Annotated in this window: 27 protein-coding genes; all 27 read left to right on the top strand. The window is 67.6% G+C overall.

The annotated features are described in order from the left end of the window. Nucleotides 1–245 precede the first annotated feature (245 nt). Nucleotides 246–620: a 30S ribosomal protein S12 gene (gene rpsL / locus GA0070624_RS00630; RefSeq protein ID WP_007465318.1), complete on the top strand. Its 375-nt coding sequence runs from the start codon at nt 246–248 to the stop codon at nt 618–620. Nucleotide 621: 1 nt separating this feature from the next. Continuing rightward, complete coding sequence (gene rpsG, locus GA0070624_RS00625) at nt 622–1,092, top strand: 30S ribosomal protein S7 (protein ID WP_091079418.1); 471 nt, start codon at nt 622–624, stop codon at nt 1,090–1,092. A 73-nt stretch (nt 1,093–1,165) separates the two neighbouring features. After that, the gene (gene fusA, locus GA0070624_RS00620; RefSeq protein ID WP_091335659.1) at nt 1,166–3,262 is read left to right on the top strand and encodes an elongation factor G; all 2,097 of its coding nucleotides are present in this window, start codon (nt 1,166–1,168) and stop codon (nt 3,260–3,262) included. A 220-nt stretch (nt 3,263–3,482) separates the two neighbouring features. Next, a complete protein-coding gene (tuf, locus tag GA0070624_RS00615; protein ID WP_091335657.1) occupies nt 3,483–4,676 on the top strand; it encodes an elongation factor Tu in 1,194 nt (397 codons plus the stop codon). Nucleotides 4,677–5,030: 354 nt separating this feature from the next. Beyond that, a complete protein-coding gene (gene rpsJ, locus GA0070624_RS00610) occupies nt 5,031–5,339 on the top strand; it encodes a 30S ribosomal protein S10 (RefSeq protein WP_007073037.1) in 309 nt (102 codons plus the stop codon). 11 nt (nt 5,340–5,350) lie between these two features. Then, nucleotides 5,351–6,016: a 50S ribosomal protein L3 gene (gene rplC, locus GA0070624_RS00605; RefSeq protein WP_091335655.1), complete on the top strand. Its 666-nt coding sequence runs from the start codon at nt 5,351–5,353 to the stop codon at nt 6,014–6,016. Then, a complete protein-coding gene (gene rplD / locus GA0070624_RS00600) occupies nt 6,013–6,663 on the top strand; it encodes a 50S ribosomal protein L4 (protein WP_091335653.1) in 651 nt (216 codons plus the stop codon). Before rplC ends, rplD begins: the two co-directional genes overlap by 4 nt. Continuing rightward, nucleotides 6,660–6,962: a 50S ribosomal protein L23 gene (gene rplW / locus GA0070624_RS00595; RefSeq protein ID WP_091335651.1), complete on the top strand. Its 303-nt coding sequence runs from the start codon at nt 6,660–6,662 to the stop codon at nt 6,960–6,962. The genes rplD and rplW overlap by 4 nt, the downstream gene beginning before the upstream one ends. A 12-nt stretch (nt 6,963–6,974) precedes the next feature. Then, nucleotides 6,975–7,814, top strand: a complete 840-nt coding sequence (rplB, locus tag GA0070624_RS00590) for a 50S ribosomal protein L2 (RefSeq protein WP_091335649.1) — start codon at nt 6,975–6,977, stop codon at nt 7,812–7,814. A 15-nt stretch (nt 7,815–7,829) separates the two neighbouring features. Next, nucleotides 7,830–8,111 carry a 30S ribosomal protein S19 gene (gene rpsS / locus GA0070624_RS00585; protein ID WP_091290357.1) on the top strand — a complete coding sequence of 94 codons (282 nt, stop codon included), beginning with the start codon at nt 7,830–7,832 and terminating at the stop codon, nt 8,109–8,111. Between the two features lie 40 nt (nt 8,112–8,151). Further along, nucleotides 8,152–8,610 carry a 50S ribosomal protein L22 gene (gene rplV / locus GA0070624_RS00580; RefSeq protein ID WP_091335647.1) on the top strand — a complete coding sequence of 153 codons (459 nt, stop codon included), beginning with the start codon at nt 8,152–8,154 and terminating at the stop codon, nt 8,608–8,610. After that, nucleotides 8,610–9,479: a 30S ribosomal protein S3 gene (gene rpsC, locus GA0070624_RS00575; protein ID WP_091335645.1), complete on the top strand. Its 870-nt coding sequence runs from the start codon at nt 8,610–8,612 to the stop codon at nt 9,477–9,479. The genes rplV and rpsC overlap by 1 nt, the downstream gene beginning before the upstream one ends. A gap of 3 nt (nt 9,480–9,482) precedes the next feature. Then, entirely contained in the window at nt 9,483–9,908 is a 426-nt protein-coding gene (gene rplP, locus GA0070624_RS00570; protein WP_088647000.1) for a 50S ribosomal protein L16, read from the top strand. Next, nucleotides 9,908–10,144 carry a 50S ribosomal protein L29 gene (gene rpmC, locus GA0070624_RS00565; protein ID WP_007073028.1) on the top strand — a complete coding sequence of 79 codons (237 nt, stop codon included), beginning with the start codon at nt 9,908–9,910 and terminating at the stop codon, nt 10,142–10,144. The genes rplP and rpmC overlap by 1 nt, the downstream gene beginning before the upstream one ends. Further along, nucleotides 10,141–10,416, top strand: coding sequence for a 30S ribosomal protein S17 (rpsQ, locus tag GA0070624_RS00560; protein WP_091335643.1), 276 nt, complete (start codon nt 10,141–10,143; stop codon nt 10,414–10,416). Before rpmC ends, rpsQ begins: the two co-directional genes overlap by 4 nt. A 98-nt stretch (nt 10,417–10,514) precedes the next feature. Beyond that, nucleotides 10,515–10,883: a 50S ribosomal protein L14 gene (rplN, locus tag GA0070624_RS00555; RefSeq protein WP_020520472.1), complete on the top strand. Its 369-nt coding sequence runs from the start codon at nt 10,515–10,517 to the stop codon at nt 10,881–10,883. After that, nucleotides 10,880–11,200 (top strand): 50S ribosomal protein L24, encoded by a 321-nt coding sequence (gene rplX / locus GA0070624_RS00550; protein ID WP_176731541.1) that lies wholly within the window; start codon nt 10,880–10,882, stop codon nt 11,198–11,200. Before rplN ends, rplX begins: the two co-directional genes overlap by 4 nt. After that, a complete protein-coding gene (rplE, locus tag GA0070624_RS00545; protein ID WP_091335641.1) occupies nt 11,200–11,769 on the top strand; it encodes a 50S ribosomal protein L5 in 570 nt (189 codons plus the stop codon). Before rplX ends, rplE begins: the two co-directional genes overlap by 1 nt. Nucleotide 11,770: 1 nt before the next feature. Beyond that, a complete protein-coding gene (locus tag GA0070624_RS00540; protein WP_007073023.1) occupies nt 11,771–11,956 on the top strand; it encodes a type Z 30S ribosomal protein S14 in 186 nt (61 codons plus the stop codon). A gap of 96 nt (nt 11,957–12,052) precedes the next feature. Then, on the top strand, nt 12,053–12,460 hold the full coding sequence (gene rpsH / locus GA0070624_RS00535; protein ID WP_088997380.1) for a 30S ribosomal protein S8: 408 nt from the start codon (nt 12,053–12,055) through the stop codon (nt 12,458–12,460). 16 nt (nt 12,461–12,476) lie between these two features. Further along, nucleotides 12,477–13,019 carry a 50S ribosomal protein L6 gene (rplF, locus tag GA0070624_RS00530; RefSeq protein WP_091335639.1) on the top strand — a complete coding sequence of 181 codons (543 nt, stop codon included), beginning with the start codon at nt 12,477–12,479 and terminating at the stop codon, nt 13,017–13,019. Continuing rightward, on the top strand, nt 13,016–13,405 hold the full coding sequence (gene rplR / locus GA0070624_RS00525; RefSeq protein ID WP_091335637.1) for a 50S ribosomal protein L18: 390 nt from the start codon (nt 13,016–13,018) through the stop codon (nt 13,403–13,405). Before rplF ends, rplR begins: the two co-directional genes overlap by 4 nt. Nucleotides 13,406–13,438: 33 nt before the next feature. Beyond that, nucleotides 13,439–14,053: a 30S ribosomal protein S5 gene (rpsE, locus tag GA0070624_RS00520; RefSeq protein ID WP_091335634.1), complete on the top strand. Its 615-nt coding sequence runs from the start codon at nt 13,439–13,441 to the stop codon at nt 14,051–14,053. Continuing rightward, nucleotides 14,053–14,235, top strand: a complete 183-nt coding sequence (rpmD, locus tag GA0070624_RS00515; protein ID WP_091335633.1) for a 50S ribosomal protein L30 — start codon at nt 14,053–14,055, stop codon at nt 14,233–14,235. The genes rpsE and rpmD overlap by 1 nt, the downstream gene beginning before the upstream one ends. Then, complete coding sequence (gene rplO / locus GA0070624_RS00510; RefSeq protein WP_091335630.1) at nt 14,235–14,678, top strand: 50S ribosomal protein L15; 444 nt, start codon at nt 14,235–14,237, stop codon at nt 14,676–14,678. Before rpmD ends, rplO begins: the two co-directional genes overlap by 1 nt. Nucleotides 14,679–14,911: 233 nt before the next feature. Beyond that, nucleotides 14,912–16,240, top strand: coding sequence for a preprotein translocase subunit SecY (secY, locus tag GA0070624_RS00505; protein ID WP_091335628.1), 1,329 nt, complete (start codon nt 14,912–14,914; stop codon nt 16,238–16,240). After that, entirely contained in the window at nt 16,241–16,894 is a 654-nt protein-coding gene (locus GA0070624_RS00500; RefSeq protein ID WP_091335626.1) for an adenylate kinase, read from the top strand. Nucleotides 16,895–16,896: the final 2 nt, after the last annotated feature.

The raw sequence follows: 16,896 nt of genomic DNA, 5'->3' as shown, positions 1-16,896 counted from the left end.
GGTGATCGCGCGGCGGCACGACAAAGCCAAAGATCCGGTGCACGGTGAGTCGCGTGCCGGTGACAAGAAACCCGGTGCGGGCGCGAGCGACGGCACCGGGACCGTGATCTGGGCGACACGCCCGACCGCGGGTGCTGGGACCGCCATCAGGCGGCTCCGGTTGGAAGGTAAGAGAGCCGTCCATCAGGCCGGCTACGAGCAGACGGTGCGGTCGCGACAGCGGCCGAAGGGAGCGGAGAAACCCGGTGCCCACGATCCAGCAGCTGGTCCGAAAGGGCCGCCAGGCCAAGACGACCAAGACCAAGACCCCGGCGCTGAAGGGTTCCCCTCAGCGGCGCGGTGTGTGCACCCGCGTGTACACCACCACCCCCAAGAAGCCGAACTCGGCGCTCCGCAAGGTCGCTCGTGTCAAGCTCAGCAGCCAGATCGAGGTGACCGCCTACATCCCGGGCGTGGGTCACAACCTGCAGGAGCACTCGATCGTGCTCGTCCGCGGCGGCCGGGTGAAGGACCTCCCCGGCGTGCGTTACAAGATCGTCCGCGGCTCGCTGGACACCCAGGGTGTCCGCAACCGCAAGCAGGCGCGCAGCCGTTACGGCGCGAAGAAGGAGAAGAGCTGACATGCCGCGTAAGGGACCCGCTCCGCGGAAGCCGCTGGTCGCTGACCCGGTGTACAACTCGCCGTTGGTCACCCAGCTGGTGAACAAGATCCTGCTGCGCGGCAAGCGTCAGCTCGCCGAGCGCATCGTGTACGCCGCCCTGGAGGGCTGCCGCGAGAAGAGCGGCACCGACCCGGTCGTCACCCTGAAGCGGGCGATGGACAACGTCAAGCCGACCCTCGAGGTGCGCAGCCGCCGTGTCGGTGGCGCCACCTACCAGGTGCCGGTCGAGGTCCGTCCCGCCCGGGCGACCACCCTCGGTCTGCGCTGGCTGGTGACGTACTCCAAGGCCCGTCGTGAGAAGACAATGGTCGAGCGGCTGATGAACGAGCTGCTGGACGCGAGCAACGGTCTGGGTGCCGCCGTCAAGCGGCGCGAGGACACGCACAAGATGGCCGAGTCCAACAAGGCCTTCGCGCACTACCGCTGGTAACACCCTGGTTCCGGCGCCCGCCCGGGCGCCGGGACCGCCACCAGTTGTGTCTAGACGATAAGTAGGGATTGAAGTGGCCGCCGCAGACGCGCTCGCCAACGTACGCAACATCGGCATCATGGCGCACATCGATGCCGGTAAGACCACGACCACCGAGCGGATTCTGTTCTACACCGGTATCACGTACAAGATCGGTGAGGTCCACGAGGGCGCTGCCGTCATGGACTGGATGGAGCAGGAGCAGGAGCGTGGTATCACCATCACCTCCGCTGCCACCAAGTGTGAGTGGAAGGGCCACACGATCCAGATCATCGACACGCCCGGCCACGTCGACTTCACGGTCGAGGTCGAGCGGTCGCTGCGGGTGCTGGACGGTGCGGTCGCGGTCTACGACGGCGTCGCCGGCGTGGAGCCGCAGACGGAGAACGTCTGGCGTCAGGCGGACAAGTACAACGTCCCCCGGATGTGCTTCGTCAACAAGCTCGACCGGACCGGTGCCGACTTCTTCCGCTGCGTGCAGATGATGATCGACCGGCTCAACGCCACCCCGCTGGTGCTCCAGATCCCGATCGGGCTCGAGGCCGACCACATCGGCGTCGTCGACCTGATCGGCATGCGCGCCCTCACCTGGCGCGGGGAGACCCAGAAGGGTGAGGACTACGCGATCGAGGAGATCCCGGCCGACCTGGCCGACTCCGCGGCCGAGTGGCGCGAGAAGCTGATGGAGACCCTGGCCGACGTCGACGACGCGATCATGGAGAAGTACCTGGAGGGCGAGGAGATCTCCGTCGAGGCGATCAAGGCCGCCATCCGCCGGGCCACCATCGCCGGCAAGGCCAACCCGGTTCTCTGCGGCTCCGCGTTCAAGAACAAGGGCGTCCAGCCCATGCTCGACGCCGTGGTCGACTTCCTGCCGTCGCCGCTGGACATCCCGGCGATTGAGGGCACGGCCACCGACGGCGAGACCCCGCTGCAGCGGAAGCCTTCCACGTCGGAGCCCTTCTCGGGCCTGGCCTTCAAGATCCAGACCGACAAGCACCTCGGCAAGCTCACCTACGTCCGGGTCTACTCCGGCGTGGTCGAGTCCGGGTCCCAGGTGGTCAACTCCACCAAGGACCGCAAGGAGCGGATCGGCAAGATCTACCAGATGCACGCCAACAAGCGGGAGGAGCGCAGCTCCGCCAAGGCTGGCGACATCATCGCGGTCCAGGGTCTGAAGCAGACGACCACCGGTGACACCCTGTGCGACCCGGCGAACCCGGTAATCCTGGAGTCGATGACCTTCCCGGAGCCGGTCATCGATGTCGCCGTCGAGCCGAAGACCAAGGCTGACCAGGAGAAGCTCAGCACCGCCATCCAGCGGCTGGCCGAGGAGGACCCGACCTTCCGCGTCAAGCTGGACGAGGAGACCGGTCAGACGGTCATCTCCGGCATGGGCGAGCTGCACCTGGACATCCTGGTCGACCGGATGCGCCGCGAGTTCAACGTCGAGGCGAACATCGGTAAGCCGCAGGTGGCGTACCGCGAGACGATCCGCCGTCCGGTGGAGAAGATCGAGTACACCCACAAGAAGCAGACCGGTGGTTCCGGCCAGTACGCCCGGGTCATCATCAGCCTGGAGCCGCTGCCGCTGGACAACGACACCCCGACCTACGAGTTCGCGAACGCCGTCACCGGTGGCCGGATCCCCAGGGAGTTCATCCCCTCGGTGGACGCGGGCGCCCAGGACGCCATGCAGTACGGCATCCTCGCCGGCTTCCCGCTGGTGGGTGTCAAGCTGACGCTGGTGGATGGTCAGTACCACGAGGTCGACTCGTCCGAGATGGCGTTCAAGATCGCCGGCTCGATGGCGCTGAAGGAGGCGGCCCGCAAGGCCGACCCGGCGCTGCTCGAGCCGATGATGGCCGTTGAGGTCACCACTCCTGAGGAGAACATGGGTGACGTCATCGGCGACCTCAACTCCCGCCGTGGCATCATCCAGGCGATGGAGGAGCGCGGCGGTGCCCGCGTCGTCCGCGCCCTGGTGCCGTTGTCGGAGATGTTCGGCTACGTCGGCGACCTGCGGTCGAAGACCCAGGGCCGGGCTAGCTACAGCATGCAGTTCGACTCCTACGCCGAGGTTCCGCAGAGCGTGGCGAAGGAGATCATCGCCAAGGCGACGGGTGAGTGACGCTCACCTTCGCTGATCGATGACCCGGGGCTGGGCGCGGGAGGGACCTCCCGCCCGCGGCCACCTCGGTCGGGTTGTGTGAATCCGGGCCTGTAGGCTTCATCGCCGCAGAACCCACAAAGGCTCTCCGGCCGTCAGGTCGGAAAGGCTGTCGACAGAGTCCTAAGCGCCGACCGGCGCGCCGGGGCGAACGAACCAAGAAGTCCACAGGAGGACACCAGTGGCGAAGGCGAAGTTCGAGCGGACTAAGCCGCACGTCAACATCGGCACCATTGGTCACATCGACCACGGTAAGACGACGCTGACGGCGGCCATCACCAAGGTCCTGCACGACAGGTATCCGGATGTCAACCCCTACACGCCGTTCGACGAGATCGACAAGGCGCCGGAGGAGAAGGCCCGCGGTATCACGATCTCGATCGCACACGTCGAGTACCAGACCGAGGCGCGGCACTACGCACACGTCGACTGCCCCGGTCACGCCGACTACATCAAGAACATGATCACCGGCGCCGCGCAGATGGACGGCGCGATCCTGGTGGTGGCCGCGACCGACGGCCCGATGCCGCAGACCCGCGAGCACGTGCTGCTGGCCCGCCAGGTCGGCGTGCCCTACATCGTCGTGGCGCTGAACAAGAGCGACATGGTCGATGACGAGGAGCTGCTCGAGCTCGTCGAGCTCGAGGTCCGCGAGCTGCTGTCGGCGCAGGAGTACCCGGGCGACGACCTGCCGGTCGTTCGCGTCTCGGCGCTGAAGGCGCTCGAGGGCGAGCCGGAGTGGACCGACCGGCTCATGGAGCTGATGAACGCGGTTGACACCGCGATCCCGCAGCCGGAGCGGGAGACCGAGAAGCCGTTCCTCATGCCGATCGAGGACGTCTTCACGATCACCGGTCGTGGCACGGTTGTCACCGGTCGCGCGGAGCGTGGCATCCTCAAGCCGAACGAGGAGGTGGAGATCGTCGGCATCCGCGAGAAGTCGCAGAAGACGGTCTGCACCGGCATCGAGATGTTCCGCAAGCTGCTCGACGAGGCCCGCGCGGGCGAGAACGTCGGTCTGCTGCTGCGTGGCATCAAGCGCGAGGACGTCGAGCGCGGCATGGTGGTCGTCAAGCCCGGCACCAGCACCCCGCACACCGAGTTCGAGGCGACGGTCTACATCCTCTCCAAGGAGGAGGGCGGCCGGCACACCCCGTTCTTCCAGAACTACCGTCCGCAGTTCTACTTCCGGACCACGGACGTCACCGGCGTCGTCACGCTGCCCGAGGGCACCGAGATGGTCATGCCGGGCGACAACACCACGATGGCCGTGAAGCTGATCCAGCCCATCGCGATGGAGGAGAACCTCAAGTTCGCGATCCGGGAGGGTGGCCGGACGGTCGGCGCGGGTCGCGTCACCAAGATCAACAAGTGAGCTGGGTAACCCCGATTAGCGTCGCCGCCGGTCGTGCGGCATACTAGTCAGGTTGCGTAACGACGGTTAGTCACCTGCGTCCGGTGAATGCTGGACCTCCGGGTCACCGACGGTCGCGCGTAGGGTGGTTGATCGCCACTGGCGGTCAACCACCCTCGCACGGCGTCCAGGTCGCGGAGACGCGATCGGCGCCAAGACCCACCGCGTAGTCAGATAGCCGCTCCGGAGTCCCGGGGCGGAGCCTGGCCCGAGGGCGCGACACGCCCGACCGCGGGGGTCGGCGGAAGTGGGCCTGTGCCAGCCGGCACAGGCGCCCGCAACACAGCGGCATCGAGAGAAGGAACAGAAGCCACCATGGCGGGACAGAAGATCCGCATCCGGCTCAAGGCCTATGACCACGAGGTCGTCGACTCCTCGGCTCGGAAGATCGTCGAGACGGTGACGCGTACCGGGGCGCAGGTCGCTGGCCCGGTGCCGCTGCCCACGGAGATCAACCGTTTCTGCGTTATCCGCTCGCCGCACAAGTACAAGGACTCGCGCGAGCACTTCGAGATGCGTACGCACAAGCGGCTGATCGACATCATCGACCCGACCCCGAAGACGGTCGACTCGCTCATGCGCCTCGACCTGCCGGCTGGCGTCGACATCGAGATCAAGCTGTAGGGACCGGACAAATGGACAGGCAAGTCAAGGGGATCCTGGGCGCAAAGCTCGGCATGACCCAGGTCTGGGACAACAACCGCGTTGTCCCGGTGACCGTGGTTCAGGCCGGCCCGTGCGTCGTCACCCAGGTTCGTAGCGCCGACAAGGACGGTTACTCCGCGGTCCAGCTGGCGTACGGCACGATCGACCCGCGCAAGGTTAAGAAGCCGATCAGCGGGCACTACGCCAAGGCGGACGTGGCGCCGCGCCGGCACATCGTCGAGCTGCGCACCACCGACGCCGCGGACTACTCGCCGGGCCAGGAGGTCACGGTCGAGGAGTTCCCGGCCGGGGTGTCGGTCGACGTGACCGGCAAGACCAAGGGCAAGGGCTACGCCGGCCCGATGAAGCGGCACGGCTTCCACGGTCTGCGCGCCAGCCACGGTGTCGAGCGCAAGCACCGCTCGCCCGGCTCCATCGGCGGCGCGTCGACGCCCGGCCGCGTCTTCAAGGGCGTCCGGATGGCCGGCCGGATGGGTGGCGTGCGCTACACCGTCCAGAACCTGACCGTCCAGGCGGTCGACACCGAGAACAACCTCCTGCTCGTCCGTGGTGCCATCCCCGGTCCCAAGGGCGCGCTGGTCCTGGTCCGTACCGCGGCCAAGACCAAGGCGAAGAAGGGCGGTGCGGCCAAGTGACCACCGTTGACGTCCTCAACGTCGAAGGCGCCAAGAGCGGCTCCGTCGAGCTGCCGGCCGACATCTTCGACGCCCAGGCCAACGTCGCGCTGATGCACCAGGTCGTGGTGGCCCAGCTCGCGGCCGCGCGCCAGGGCACGCACAAGACCAAGACCCGCGGCGAGGTCGCCGGTGGCGGCAAGAAGCCGTACAAGCAGAAGGGCACCGGTCGGGCCCGGCAGGGTTCGATCCGCGCGCCGCAGTTCGCCGGCGGTGGCGTGGTCCACGGCCCGGTGCCGCGTGACTACAGCCAGCGCACCCCGAAGAAGATGAAGGCCGCCGCCCTGCGTGGCGCCCTCTCCGACCGGGCGCGCGCCGGCCAGGTGCACGTCGTCGAGGCGTTCGTCTCGGGCGAGAAGCCGTCGACCAAGGCCGCCCTGGCCACGCTGGCCAAGCTGACCGAGGCCCGTCGGGTCCTGGTCGTGCTGAGCAGCACCGACGAGCTGAACTGGGTGTCGCTGCGCAACGAGCCGCGGGTGCACCTGATCGAGGCCGGCCAGCTCAACACGTACGACGTGCTGGTGGCCGACGACGTGGTCTTCACGAAGGACGCCCTGGACGAGTTCCTCGGCGTTCCCGCCGAGACCACCGAGGAGGGTGGCAAGTGAGCACGATCGCGGATCCGCGTGACGTCATCGTCGCGCCGGTCGTCTCGGAGAAGAGCTACAGCGAGCTGAACCGCAACTGGTACACCTTCCTGGTGCACCCGGACGCCAACAAGACCGAGATCAAGATCGCTGTCCAGCAGATCTTCAACGTCCGCGTCCTGTCGGTCAACACGCTCAACCGCGAGGGCAAGCGCAAGCGGACCCGCACCGGGTTCGGTAAGCGCAAGGACACCAAGCGGGCGATGGTGAAGCTGGCTGACGGTGACCGTATCGAGGCCTTCGGCGGCCCGGTCAGCTGAGGGGTGTAGACAATGGCTATCCGTAAGTACAAGCCGACGACGCCGGGCCGGCGTGGCTCGAGTGTCGCCGACTTCGCCGAGATCACCCGGTCGGAGCCCGAGAAGTCGCTGGTGGTGCCGCTGCCGAAGAAGGGCGGACGCAACACCTACGGCCGGATCACCACCCGGCACCACGGTGGTGGTCACAAGCGCCAGTACCGTCTGATCGACTTCAAGCGGGTCGACAAGGACGGCGTGCCGGCGAAGGTCGCGCACATCGAGTACGACCCGAACCGCACCGCGCGGATCGCGCTGCTGCACTACGCCGACGGCGAGAAGCGCTACATCATCGCGCCGAAGGACCTGAAGCAGGGCGACGTCGTCGAGTCGGGCCCGTCCGCCGACATCAAGCCGGGCAACAACCTGCCGCTGCGCAACATCCCGGTCGGTACCACGATCCACAGCGTGGAGCTGCGTCCGGGCGGTGGCGCCAAGCTGGCCCGTTCGGCCGGCGTCGGCATCCAGCTGCTCGGCCGTGAGGGCGCGTACGCGACCCTCCGCATGCCGTCCGGTGAGATCCGGCGGGTCGACGTGCGGTGCCGCGCCAGCATCGGCGAGATCGGCAACGCCGACCAGTCGAACATCAACTGGGGTAAGGCCGGTCGGATGCGGTGGAAGGGCAAGCGCCCGACCGTCCGTGGTGTCGCGATGAACCCGGTCGACCACCCGCACGGTGGTGGTGAGGGTAAGACCTCCGGTGGTCGCCACCCGGTCAACCCGCAGGGTAAGCCCGAGGGCCGCACCCGTCGTAAGGGTCAGCCGAGTGACCGGCTGATCGTCCGCCGCCGCTACGCCACCCGCAAGCGCGGCTAACAGGAGAGCTGACAGATGCCTCGCAGCCTGAAGAAGGGCCCGTTCGTAGACGACCACCTGCTCAAGAAGGTGGAGACGCAGAACGAGAAGGGCTCGAAGAACGTCATCAAGACCTGGTCGCGGCGCTCGACGATCATTCCCGAGATGCTCGGGCACACGATCGCCGTGCACGACGGACGCAAGCACGTCCCGGTGTTCGTCACCGAGGCGATGGTCGGGCACAAGCTCGGCGAGTTCGCGCTGACCCGAACGTTCAAGGGTCACGAGAAGGACGACCGGAAGAGCCGCCGGCGCTGACGCCGCGGGCATACGGATAGAGGAACAAGGGGTTACAGCGATGCCAGGAAAGGGCGACGCTCCGGTGCTTCCGGGCGCGCGGGCGGTTGCGCGGCACGTGCGCATCTCGCCGATGAAGGCGCGCCGGGTGGTCAACCTCGTCCGCGGCCTGCCCGCGAAGGAGGCGCTCACGGTGCTGCAGTTCGCGCCGCAGGCTGCGAGCGAGCAGGTGTACAAGGTGCTCGCGAGCGCGATCGCCAACGCGGAGAACAACGAGCGGCTGGACCCCGACGCGCTGCTCGTCAGCGAGGCGTTCGTCGACGAGGGCCCGACCATGAAGCGGTTCCGGCCGCGGGCGCAGGGCCGGGCGTACCGGATCCGCAAGCGCACCTGCCACATCACCGTGGCGGTCGAGGCGGTCGCGCCGGCCGCGGCGAAGAAGTCCGCGGCGAAGAAGGCCGCCCCGGCGAAGCAGGCCGAGGCCGCTGAGACGGAGAGCACGACGGAGGGTGCCGAGTAATGGGTCAGAAGGTTCACCCCACTGGGTTCCGGCTCGGCATCTCGACCGACTGGAAGTCCCGCTGGTTCGCAGACAAGCTCTACAAGGACTACATCGGCGAGGACGTCAAGATCCGCCGGATGATGTCCAAGGGCCTCGAGCGGGCCGGCATCTCCAAGGTCGACATCGAGCGCACCCGGGACCGGGTCCGCGTCGACATCCACACCGCCCGGCCGGGCATCGTCATCGGCCGTAAGGGTGCGGAGGCCGACCGGATCCGCGGCGAGCTGGAGAAGCTCACCGGCAAGCAGGTGCAGCTGAACATCATCGAGGTGAAGAGCCCCGAGTCGGACGCGCAGCTGGTCGCCCAGGGCGTGGCCGAGCAGCTGTCCAGCCGGGTCAGCTTCCGCCGGGCCATGCGCAAGGCGATGCAGTCGGCCATGAAGAACCCGGTCGTCAAGGGCATCCGGGTGCAGGTCTCGGGCCGTCTGGGCGGCGCCGAGATGAGCCGGACCGAGTTCTACCGTGAGGGCCGGGTTCCGCTGCACACGCTGCGGGCCAACATCGAGTACGGCTTCTTCGAGGCCCGTACCACCTTCGGCCGGATCGGCGTGAAGGTGTGGATCTACAAGGGCGACGCCGTCCCGGGCCGGGAGGCTCCGGCCGAGGCCGGTCCGTCCCGCCCGCGTCGTGAGCGCGGCGAGCGTCCCGAGCGTCCGCGCCGTGGCCGGTCGGGTTCGGCCGGCACGACCGCCGGGGGCACCGAGGCTGGCCGGGCTGCCGCGACGACACTCGCGCAGGCCGCCGAGACGCCGGCCGGTGAGCCGGTGGACACCGCCGCCGTCGCCGCAGCAGCGTCGGCTCCGGCAGAAAAGCAGCAGGAGGGCTGACAGATGCTGATGCCGCGCAAGCCCCCGAAGGGCTTCCGCAAGCCGCACCACCCGGACCGTCACGGCGCGTCCAAGGGTGGCAACCGGGTGGTGTTCGGCGAGTTCGGGATCCAGGCTCTCGAGCCGGCGTACGTGACGAACCGGCAGATCGAGTCGGCGCGTATCGCGATGACCCGCCACATCAAGCGTGGCGGCAAGGTCTGGATCACGGTCTTCCCGGACCAGGCCCTGACCAAGAAGCCGGCGGAAACCCGGATGGGTTCCGGTAAGGGCTCGCCCGAGTGGTGGGTCGCCAACGTCAAGCCGGGGCGGGTTCTCTTCGAGATGTCCTTCCCCAACGAGCAGATCGCGCGAGAGGCGATGCGTCGCGCGATCCACAAGCTCCCGATGAAGTGCCGCATTGTTACGCGCGAAGTGGGTGAATCCTGATGGCAGCGGGCGTTAAGGCCTCCGAGCTGCGTGAGCTCTCCGAGGAGGAGCTGGTCACGAAGCTGCGCGAGGCCAAGGCGGAGCTGTTCAACCTCCGCGTGCAGGCCGCAACCGGGCAGCTGGACAACAACCGGCGGCTGCAGGTCATCCGTCGGGAGATCGCCCGGATCTACACGATCATGCGTGAGCGCGAGCTGGGTCTCTCGGCCGCGCCGACTGAGGTGACTGCATCATGAGCGAGAACACCACCGCCCCCACCCGGGCCAGCCGCAAGGTGCGGGAGGGCCTCGTGGTCAGCGACAAGATGGACAAGACCGTCGTCGTCGAGGTCGAGGACCGGGTCAAGCACGCGCTGTACGGCAAGATCATGCGCCGGACCAGCAAGCTGAAGGTGCACGACGAGCAGAACTCCGCCGGCATCGGCGACCGGGTCCTGATCATGGAGACCCGGCCGCTGTCCGCCACGAAGCGGTGGCGGCTCGTGGAGATCCTGGAAAAGGCCAAGTAGCGAAGGCTCGAGCTCGCCCGGCGTTGGTCGGGCGCAGGTTCCGCCAGGCTCCGGCCGCCCTCGGGCGGCCGGAGAACCGGCAGACATAGGAGATAGACGTGATTCAGCAGGAGTCGCGACTGCGCGTCGCCGACAACACGGGTGCCCGGGAGATCCTGTGCATCCGCGTTCTCGGCGGCTCCGGTCGGCGCTACGCGAGCATCGGCGACGTCATCGTGGCCACCGTCAAGGACGCGATCCCGGGTGCCGGTGTGAAGAAGGGCGACGTGGTCAAGGCCGTCGTCGTTCGCACCGTCAAGGAGAAGCGGCGGCCGGACGGCTCGTACATCCGCTTCGACGAGAACGCCGCCGTCATCATCAAGGACGGTGGGGACCCGCGCGGCACCCGTATCTTCGGCCCGGTGGGTCGCGAGCTGCGGGACAAGCGGTTCATGAAGATCATTTCTCTCGCGCCGGAGGTGTTGTGACCGTGAAGGTCAAGAAGGGCGACACGGTCGTCGTCATCGCCGGTAAGGACAAGGGTGCCAAGGGCAAGGTCATCGCGGCCTACCCGCGGCAGGACAAGGTCCTGGTCGAGGGCGTGAACCGCGTCAAGAAGCACACCCGCATCAGCACCACCCAGCGCGGCGCCAAGACCGGTGGCATCGTCACCCAGGAGGCCCCGATCCACGTCTCGAACGTGCAGGTCCTGGACTCCGACGGCAAGCCGACCCGCGTCGGTTACCGGGTCGACGAGAACGGCCAGAAGGTCCGCATCGCGCGTAGCACCGGTAAGGACCTGTGATGACCACGGCTACCGAAACCAAGACCATGCCGCGCCTCAAGGAGCGGTACCGCAGCGAGATCGTGGCCCAGCTGCGCGAGCAGTACAACTACGCCAACCCCATGCAGGTGCCGCGGCTGGTCAAGATCGTCGTCAACATGGGCGTCGGCGAGGCCGCTCGGGACGCCAAGCTGATCGACGGCGCCGTCCGCGACCTGGCCACCATCACCGGCCAGAAGCCGCAGGTGCGGCGGGCGACCAAGTCCATCGCGCAGTTCAAGCTGCGTGAGGGCATGCCGATCGGCGCGAAGGTGACCCTGCGCGGCGACCGGATGTGGGAGTTCCTGGACCGGCTGCTCTCGATCGCGCTGCCGCGTATCCGCGACTTCCGCGGTCTGGACGGGCGCAAGCTCGACGGGCACGGCAACTACACGTTCGGTCTGACCGAGCAGTCGGTGTTCCAGGAGATCGACCAGGACAAGATCGATCGCCAGCGGGGCATGGACATCACGGTGGTCACGACCGCCACGACCGACGACGAGGGCCGGGCGCTGCTGAAGCTCCTGGGCTTCCCGTTCAAGGAGAACTGAGATGGCCAAGAAGGCGCTGATCCTCAAGGCGGCCGCGAAGCCGAAGTTCTCGGTTCGCGCGTACACCCGCTGCCAGCGGTGCGGGCGTCCGAAGGCGGTCTACCGCAAGTTCGGTCTCTGCCGGGTGTGCATCCGGGAGATGGCCCACCGCGGTGAGCTGCCCGGCGTGTCCAAGGCTTCCTGGTAATAGCCCGGCGCGCTTCGCGCGTCAGCTGAACTGACTCTTCGCCGTAGGCCCCGGGCGTGGCCCGGGGAACCCCGGCGAGAAAGGTTGACGAATTCCATGACGATGACCGACCCGATCGCAGACATGCTCACGCGTCTGCGTAACGCCAACCAGGCGTACCACGACCGGGTGACGATGCCCTACTCGAAGATCAAGGCGAACATCGCCGAGGTCCTCAAGTCCGAGGGTTACATCAGCACCTGGTCGGTCGAGGAGCCCGAGGAGGGCGCCGTCGGCAAGCGACTGGTCGTCGAGCTGAAGTACGGCCAGAACCGGGAGCGGAGCCTGGCCGGCATCAAGCGCGTGTCCAAGCCCGGTCTGCGGGTTTACGCCAAGTCGGACGGGCTCCCGCGGGTGCTCGGCGGGCTGGGCGTGGCGATCATTTCGACGTCCCAGGGGCTGCTCACCGACCGGCAGGCCCGCAAGCGGAGCGTTGGCGGGGAAGTCCTCGCCTTCGTCTGGTAACGGGAGACAGGTAGAAATGTCGCGTATTGGACGTAAGTCGATCCCGGTACCCGCCGGCGTCGACGTCACGATCGAGGGCCAGACCGTCAAGGTCAAGGGCCCGAAGGGCGAGCTGAGCCACGTCCTCGCCGAGCCGATCAAGGCGGAGCGGGGCGACGACGGCGCGCTGCACGTCAACCGGCCGAACGACGAGCGCAAGTCCAAGGAACTGCACGGCCTGAGCCGTACGCTGGTCGCCAACATGATCGTTGGGGTGACCGAGGGCTACCGCAAGAGCCTCGAGATCGCCGGCACCGGTTACCGCGTGACCGCCAAGGGCAAGGACCTCGAGTTCGCGCTCGGGTTCTCCCACCCGGTCACCGTGCAGGCGCCGGAGGGCATCACCTTCACGGTGGAAAAGCCGACGCTGTTCCACGTGACCGGCATCGACAAGCAGCAGGTCGGCGAGGTCGCCGCCAACATCCGGAAGATCCGCCCGCCGGAGCCGTACAAGGGCAAGGGCGTGAAGTACCAGGGCGAGGTCATCCGCCGCAAGGCTGGAAAGGCAGGTAAGAAGTGAGCGCCACGCTGCTCAAGCGCCGCCGCGGCGTCGCCGCCAAGCGTGCCGTCGGGCGTGCGCGTCGGCACTTCCGGGTCCGCAAGAACATCAGCGGTACTCCCGAGCGCCCCCGCCTGGTCGTCACCCGCTCGCTGCGGCACATCGTCGCCCAGATCGTGGACGACACCAAGGGTCACACCCTGGTGTCGGCCTCGACCCTGGACGACTCGCTGCGCGGTGCGGAGGGCAACAAGAGTGCCCTGGCCGGCAAGGTCGGCGCCCTGCTCGCCGAGCGGGCCAAGGCCGCCGGCATCTCGAAGGTCGTCTTCGACCGCGGTGGCAACCGGTACGCGGGGCGGGTCGCCGCGCTTGCCGACGCCGCCCGCGAAGCCGGGCTCGAGTTCTAGAAACCCCGTCACGAGAGAAAAGGAAGGCTGCTGATGCCAGGTCAACAGCGCCGTGGCGGCGGGTCCGGTGGCAACGAGGGTGGTCGCCGCGACAACCGCCGTGAGGGCGGCCGCGGAAACGCGCCCGTCGAGAAGACCCCGCACCTCGAGCGGGTCGTCGCGATCAACCGCGTCGCCAAGGTTGTGAAGGGTGGTCGTCGCTTCAGCTTCACCGCCCTGGTGATCGTGGGCGACGGCGACGGCACCGTCGGCGTGGGCTACGGAAAGGCCAAGGAGGTGCCCGCGGCGATCGCCAAGGGTGTCGAGGAGGCCAAGAAGCACTTCTTCAAGGTGCCGCGGATCGGTGCCTCGATCCCGCACCCGGTGCAGGGCGAGGACGCCGCCGGTGTGGTGCTGCTCAAGCCGGCCTCGGCCGGTACGGGCGTCATCGCCGGTGGTCCGGTGCGTGCCGTGCTGGAGTGCGCGGGCATCCACGACGTGCTCTCCAAGAGCCTCGGCTCGTCCAACCCGATCAACATCGTGCACGCCACCGTGGCGGCGCTGAAGGCGCTCGAGTCCCCGGAGGCGGTCGCGGCCCGTCGTGGTCTGCCGGTCGAGGACGTCGCGCCGGCCGCCATGCTGGCGTCGCGGGCGGAGGTGGCTTCCTGATGGCTCGCCTGAAGGTCACCCAGGTCCGGTCCGAGATCGGGACCAAGCGCAACCAGCGTGACTCGCTGCGTTCGCTCGGTCTGAAGCGGATCAACGACGTGGTGGTCAAGGAGGACCGGCCCGAGATCCGCGGCATGATCTTCACGGTCAGCCACCTCGTGAAGGTCGAGGAGGTCGAGTAATGACGATCAAGGTGCACCACCTGCGCCCGGCGCCCGGTGCCAAGACCGCGAAGACCCGCGTGGGTCGCGGTGAGGCCTCGAAGGGCAAGACCGCCGGTCGCGGTACCAAGGGTTCGAAGGCCCGGAAGAACATCTCGGCGGCGTTCGAGGGTGGGCAGATGCCCATCCACATGCGCCTGCCGAAGCTGAAGGGCTTCAAGAACAAGTTCAAGGTCGTCTTCCAGGTGGTCAACCTGGACCGGCTCGCCGAGCTCTTCCCGAACGGCGGCCAGGTCGGCCCGGTCGAGCTGGTCGAGGCCGGCGCGGTCCGCAAGGGCCAGCCGGTCAAGATCCTCGGCACCGGCGACCTCGGCGGGGTGGCCCTCCAGGTGTCGGCGCACGCGTTCAGCGCGTCGGCCAAGGAGAAGATCACCGCCGCCGGTGGCTCCGTCACCGAGCTGTAAGGCAGAACCCATGGCGCCCGTTCAGTTGTCCCCAACTGGGCGGGCGTCATGGTCTACCTGGCCCGTGTGCGCCGGGTAACATTGGATTCGGTTTATGTAGCCGGGCACGTCTGCCCCGACCGGGATGGGGCTGTTAGAGTCCCATCCCAGCTATGGATATCGGGCGCTCGCCCGGCACCCACCCCGCCCCGCCAGGCATCACCGGCGGCCCGCCTCGCGCAGGAGGAAGAAAGTTGCTGTCCGCCTTTCTCAGTGCGTTCCGTACGCCTGACCTGCGCAGGAAGCTGCTGTTCACGGTAGGCATCATCGCGGTCTACCGGCTGGGCGCCACTATGCCCAGCCCGGGTGTCGCGTACGGCAACGTGCAGAAGTGCCTCGACACCCTCCAGGGGGGCAGCACCGGGGTGCTGAACCTGCTGGACCTCTTCTCCGGTGGCGCGCTGCTGCAGCTCTCGGTCTTCGCGCTGGGCATCATGCCCTACATCACCGCGTCGATCATCCTGCAGCTGCTGACGGTGGTCATCCCACGGCTGGAGCAGCTCCGCAAGGAGGGCCAGGCCGGCCAGGCGAAGATCACCCAGTACACCCGCTACCTCACCCTCGGGCTGGGCATCCTCCAGTCCTCGGCGTTCGTTGCCCTGGCCCGCTCCGGGCAGCTCTTCAACAACCAGTGCGACCAGTTCCCGATCATCCCGAAGGGCACCGGTATCCCGGACTGGCTGACCCTGAGCATCCTGGTCATGACCATGACCGCCGGCACCGGCGTGGTGATGTGGCTCGGTGAACTGATCACCGACCGGGGCGTCGGCAACGGCATGTCCGTGCTGATCTTCACCTCGATCGCGGCCCGGCTCCCCAGCGAGGGCTGGCGGATCAAGACCACCAAGGGCTGGGGGATGTTCTTCCTCGTCATCGCCCTGGTCCTGCTGGTCATCACCGCGGTCACCTTCATCGAGCAGGCGCAGCGCCGGATCCCGGTGCAGTACGCCAAGCGCATGATCGGCCGGCGGATGTATGGCGGCACCTCGACCTACATCCCGCTGAAGGTCAACCAGGCCGGCGTCATCCCGGTCATCTTCGCCTCGTCGCTGCTCTACCTGCCGCAGCTCGCGCTCCAGTTCTTCGACCAGACGAACCCGGGCAAGACCCAGGCCTGGATCCAGAACCACATCGTGAAGGCGAGCGCGCCGGAGCACATCGCGATCTACTTCCTGCTGATCATCTTCTTCACGTACTTCTACGTGTCGATCACGTTCAACCCGACCGAGGTCGCGGACAACATGAAGAAGTACGGCGGCTTCGTGCCGGGCATCCGCCCCGGCAAGCCGACCGCCGAGTACCTCGACTTCATCCTCAGCCGGATCACCCTGCCGGGCGCGCTCTACCTGGGCATCATCGCGATCCTGCCGAACTTCTTCTTCATCTGGCTCGACAACCAGCAGTTCCAGAACTTCCCGTTCGGCGGCACCGCTGTGCTCATCATGGTCGGCGTCGGTCTGGAGACCGTGAAGCAGATCGAGAGCCAACTCATGCAGCGGAACTACGAAGGGTTCCTGCGGTAGATGCGACTCGTTCTGGTTGGCCCGCCAGGCGCGGGCAAGGGCACACAGGCGGAGTTCATCGCCGCCCACCTCTCCGTGCCGAAGATCTCGACCGGCGACATCTTCCGGGCCAACGTGTCGCAGGGCACCCCGCTCGGCACGGAGGCCAAGCGGTACATGGACGCGGGCAAGCTGGTCCCGGACGAGGTCACCATCAACATGGTGCGGGACCGGCTCGCCGAGCCGGACGCCAGCGAGGGCTTCCTGCTCGACGGCTTTCCGCGTACGGTGCCGCAGGCCGCCGCGCTGGACAAACTCCTCGCCGACTTCGGCACCGCGCTGGACCTGGTGCTGGAGCTGGTCGTCGACGACGACGAGGTGATCCGGCGGTTGTCCGGCCGGCGTACCTGCCGCGGCTGCGGCAAGATCTGGCACGTGGAGTTCGACGCCCCGACGCGGGAAAGCATGTGCGACCGCTGCGGCGCCGAGCTGTTCCAGCGCGAGGACGACAAGCCGGAGACCATCGCCGCCCGGCTGCGGGAGTACGCCGAGAAGACCGCGCCCCTGGTCGACTACTACGGCGCTCAGGGCAAGCTGGTGGGCATCGACGCCACCGGGCCGGTGGAGGACGTCACTGTTCGCGCCATCGATGCCCTGCGCTCGTACGGCGGCTGACG

Origin of the sequence: Micromonospora rhizosphaerae (genome assembly GCF_900091465.1) — a bacterium.
Classification (GTDB): Bacteria; Actinomycetota; Actinomycetes; order Mycobacteriales; family Micromonosporaceae; genus Micromonospora; species Micromonospora rhizosphaerae.
Note: the sequence above shows the minus strand (reverse complement) of the source record. Positions and strands in the feature narration are given on the sequence as shown.

Coding starts and splice junctions, on each gene's coding strand:
- rpsG (WP_091079418.1), top strand. CDS start 622: ATGCCGCGTAAGGGACCCGCTCCGCGGAAGCCGCTGGTCGCTGACCCG.
- rpsJ (WP_007073037.1), top strand. CDS start 5,031: ATGGCGGGACAGAAGATCCGCATCCGGCTCAAGGCCTATGACCACGAG.
- rplC (WP_091335655.1), top strand. CDS start 5,351: ATGGACAGGCAAGTCAAGGGGATCCTGGGCGCAAAGCTCGGCATGACC.
- rplB (WP_091335649.1), top strand. CDS start 6,975: ATGGCTATCCGTAAGTACAAGCCGACGACGCCGGGCCGGCGTGGCTCG.
- rpsS (WP_091290357.1), top strand. CDS start 7,830: ATGCCTCGCAGCCTGAAGAAGGGCCCGTTCGTAGACGACCACCTGCTC.
- rplV (WP_091335647.1), top strand. CDS start 8,152: ATGCCAGGAAAGGGCGACGCTCCGGTGCTTCCGGGCGCGCGGGCGGTT.
- rpsC (WP_091335645.1), top strand. CDS start 8,610: ATGGGTCAGAAGGTTCACCCCACTGGGTTCCGGCTCGGCATCTCGACC.
- rplP (WP_088647000.1), top strand. CDS start 9,483: ATGCTGATGCCGCGCAAGCCCCCGAAGGGCTTCCGCAAGCCGCACCAC.
- rpmC (WP_007073028.1), top strand. CDS start 9,908: ATGGCAGCGGGCGTTAAGGCCTCCGAGCTGCGTGAGCTCTCCGAGGAG.
- rpsQ (WP_091335643.1), top strand. CDS start 10,141: ATGAGCGAGAACACCACCGCCCCCACCCGGGCCAGCCGCAAGGTGCGG.
- rplE (WP_091335641.1), top strand. CDS start 11,200: ATGACCACGGCTACCGAAACCAAGACCATGCCGCGCCTCAAGGAGCGG.
- GA0070624_RS00540 (WP_007073023.1), top strand. CDS start 11,771: ATGGCCAAGAAGGCGCTGATCCTCAAGGCGGCCGCGAAGCCGAAGTTC.
- rpsH (WP_088997380.1), top strand. CDS start 12,053: ATGACGATGACCGACCCGATCGCAGACATGCTCACGCGTCTGCGTAAC.
- rplF (WP_091335639.1), top strand. CDS start 12,477: ATGTCGCGTATTGGACGTAAGTCGATCCCGGTACCCGCCGGCGTCGAC.
- rpsE (WP_091335634.1), top strand. CDS start 13,439: ATGCCAGGTCAACAGCGCCGTGGCGGCGGGTCCGGTGGCAACGAGGGT.
- rpmD (WP_091335633.1), top strand. CDS start 14,053: ATGGCTCGCCTGAAGGTCACCCAGGTCCGGTCCGAGATCGGGACCAAG.
- rplO (WP_091335630.1), top strand. CDS start 14,235: ATGACGATCAAGGTGCACCACCTGCGCCCGGCGCCCGGTGCCAAGACC.
- GA0070624_RS00500 (WP_091335626.1), top strand. CDS start 16,241: ATGCGACTCGTTCTGGTTGGCCCGCCAGGCGCGGGCAAGGGCACACAG.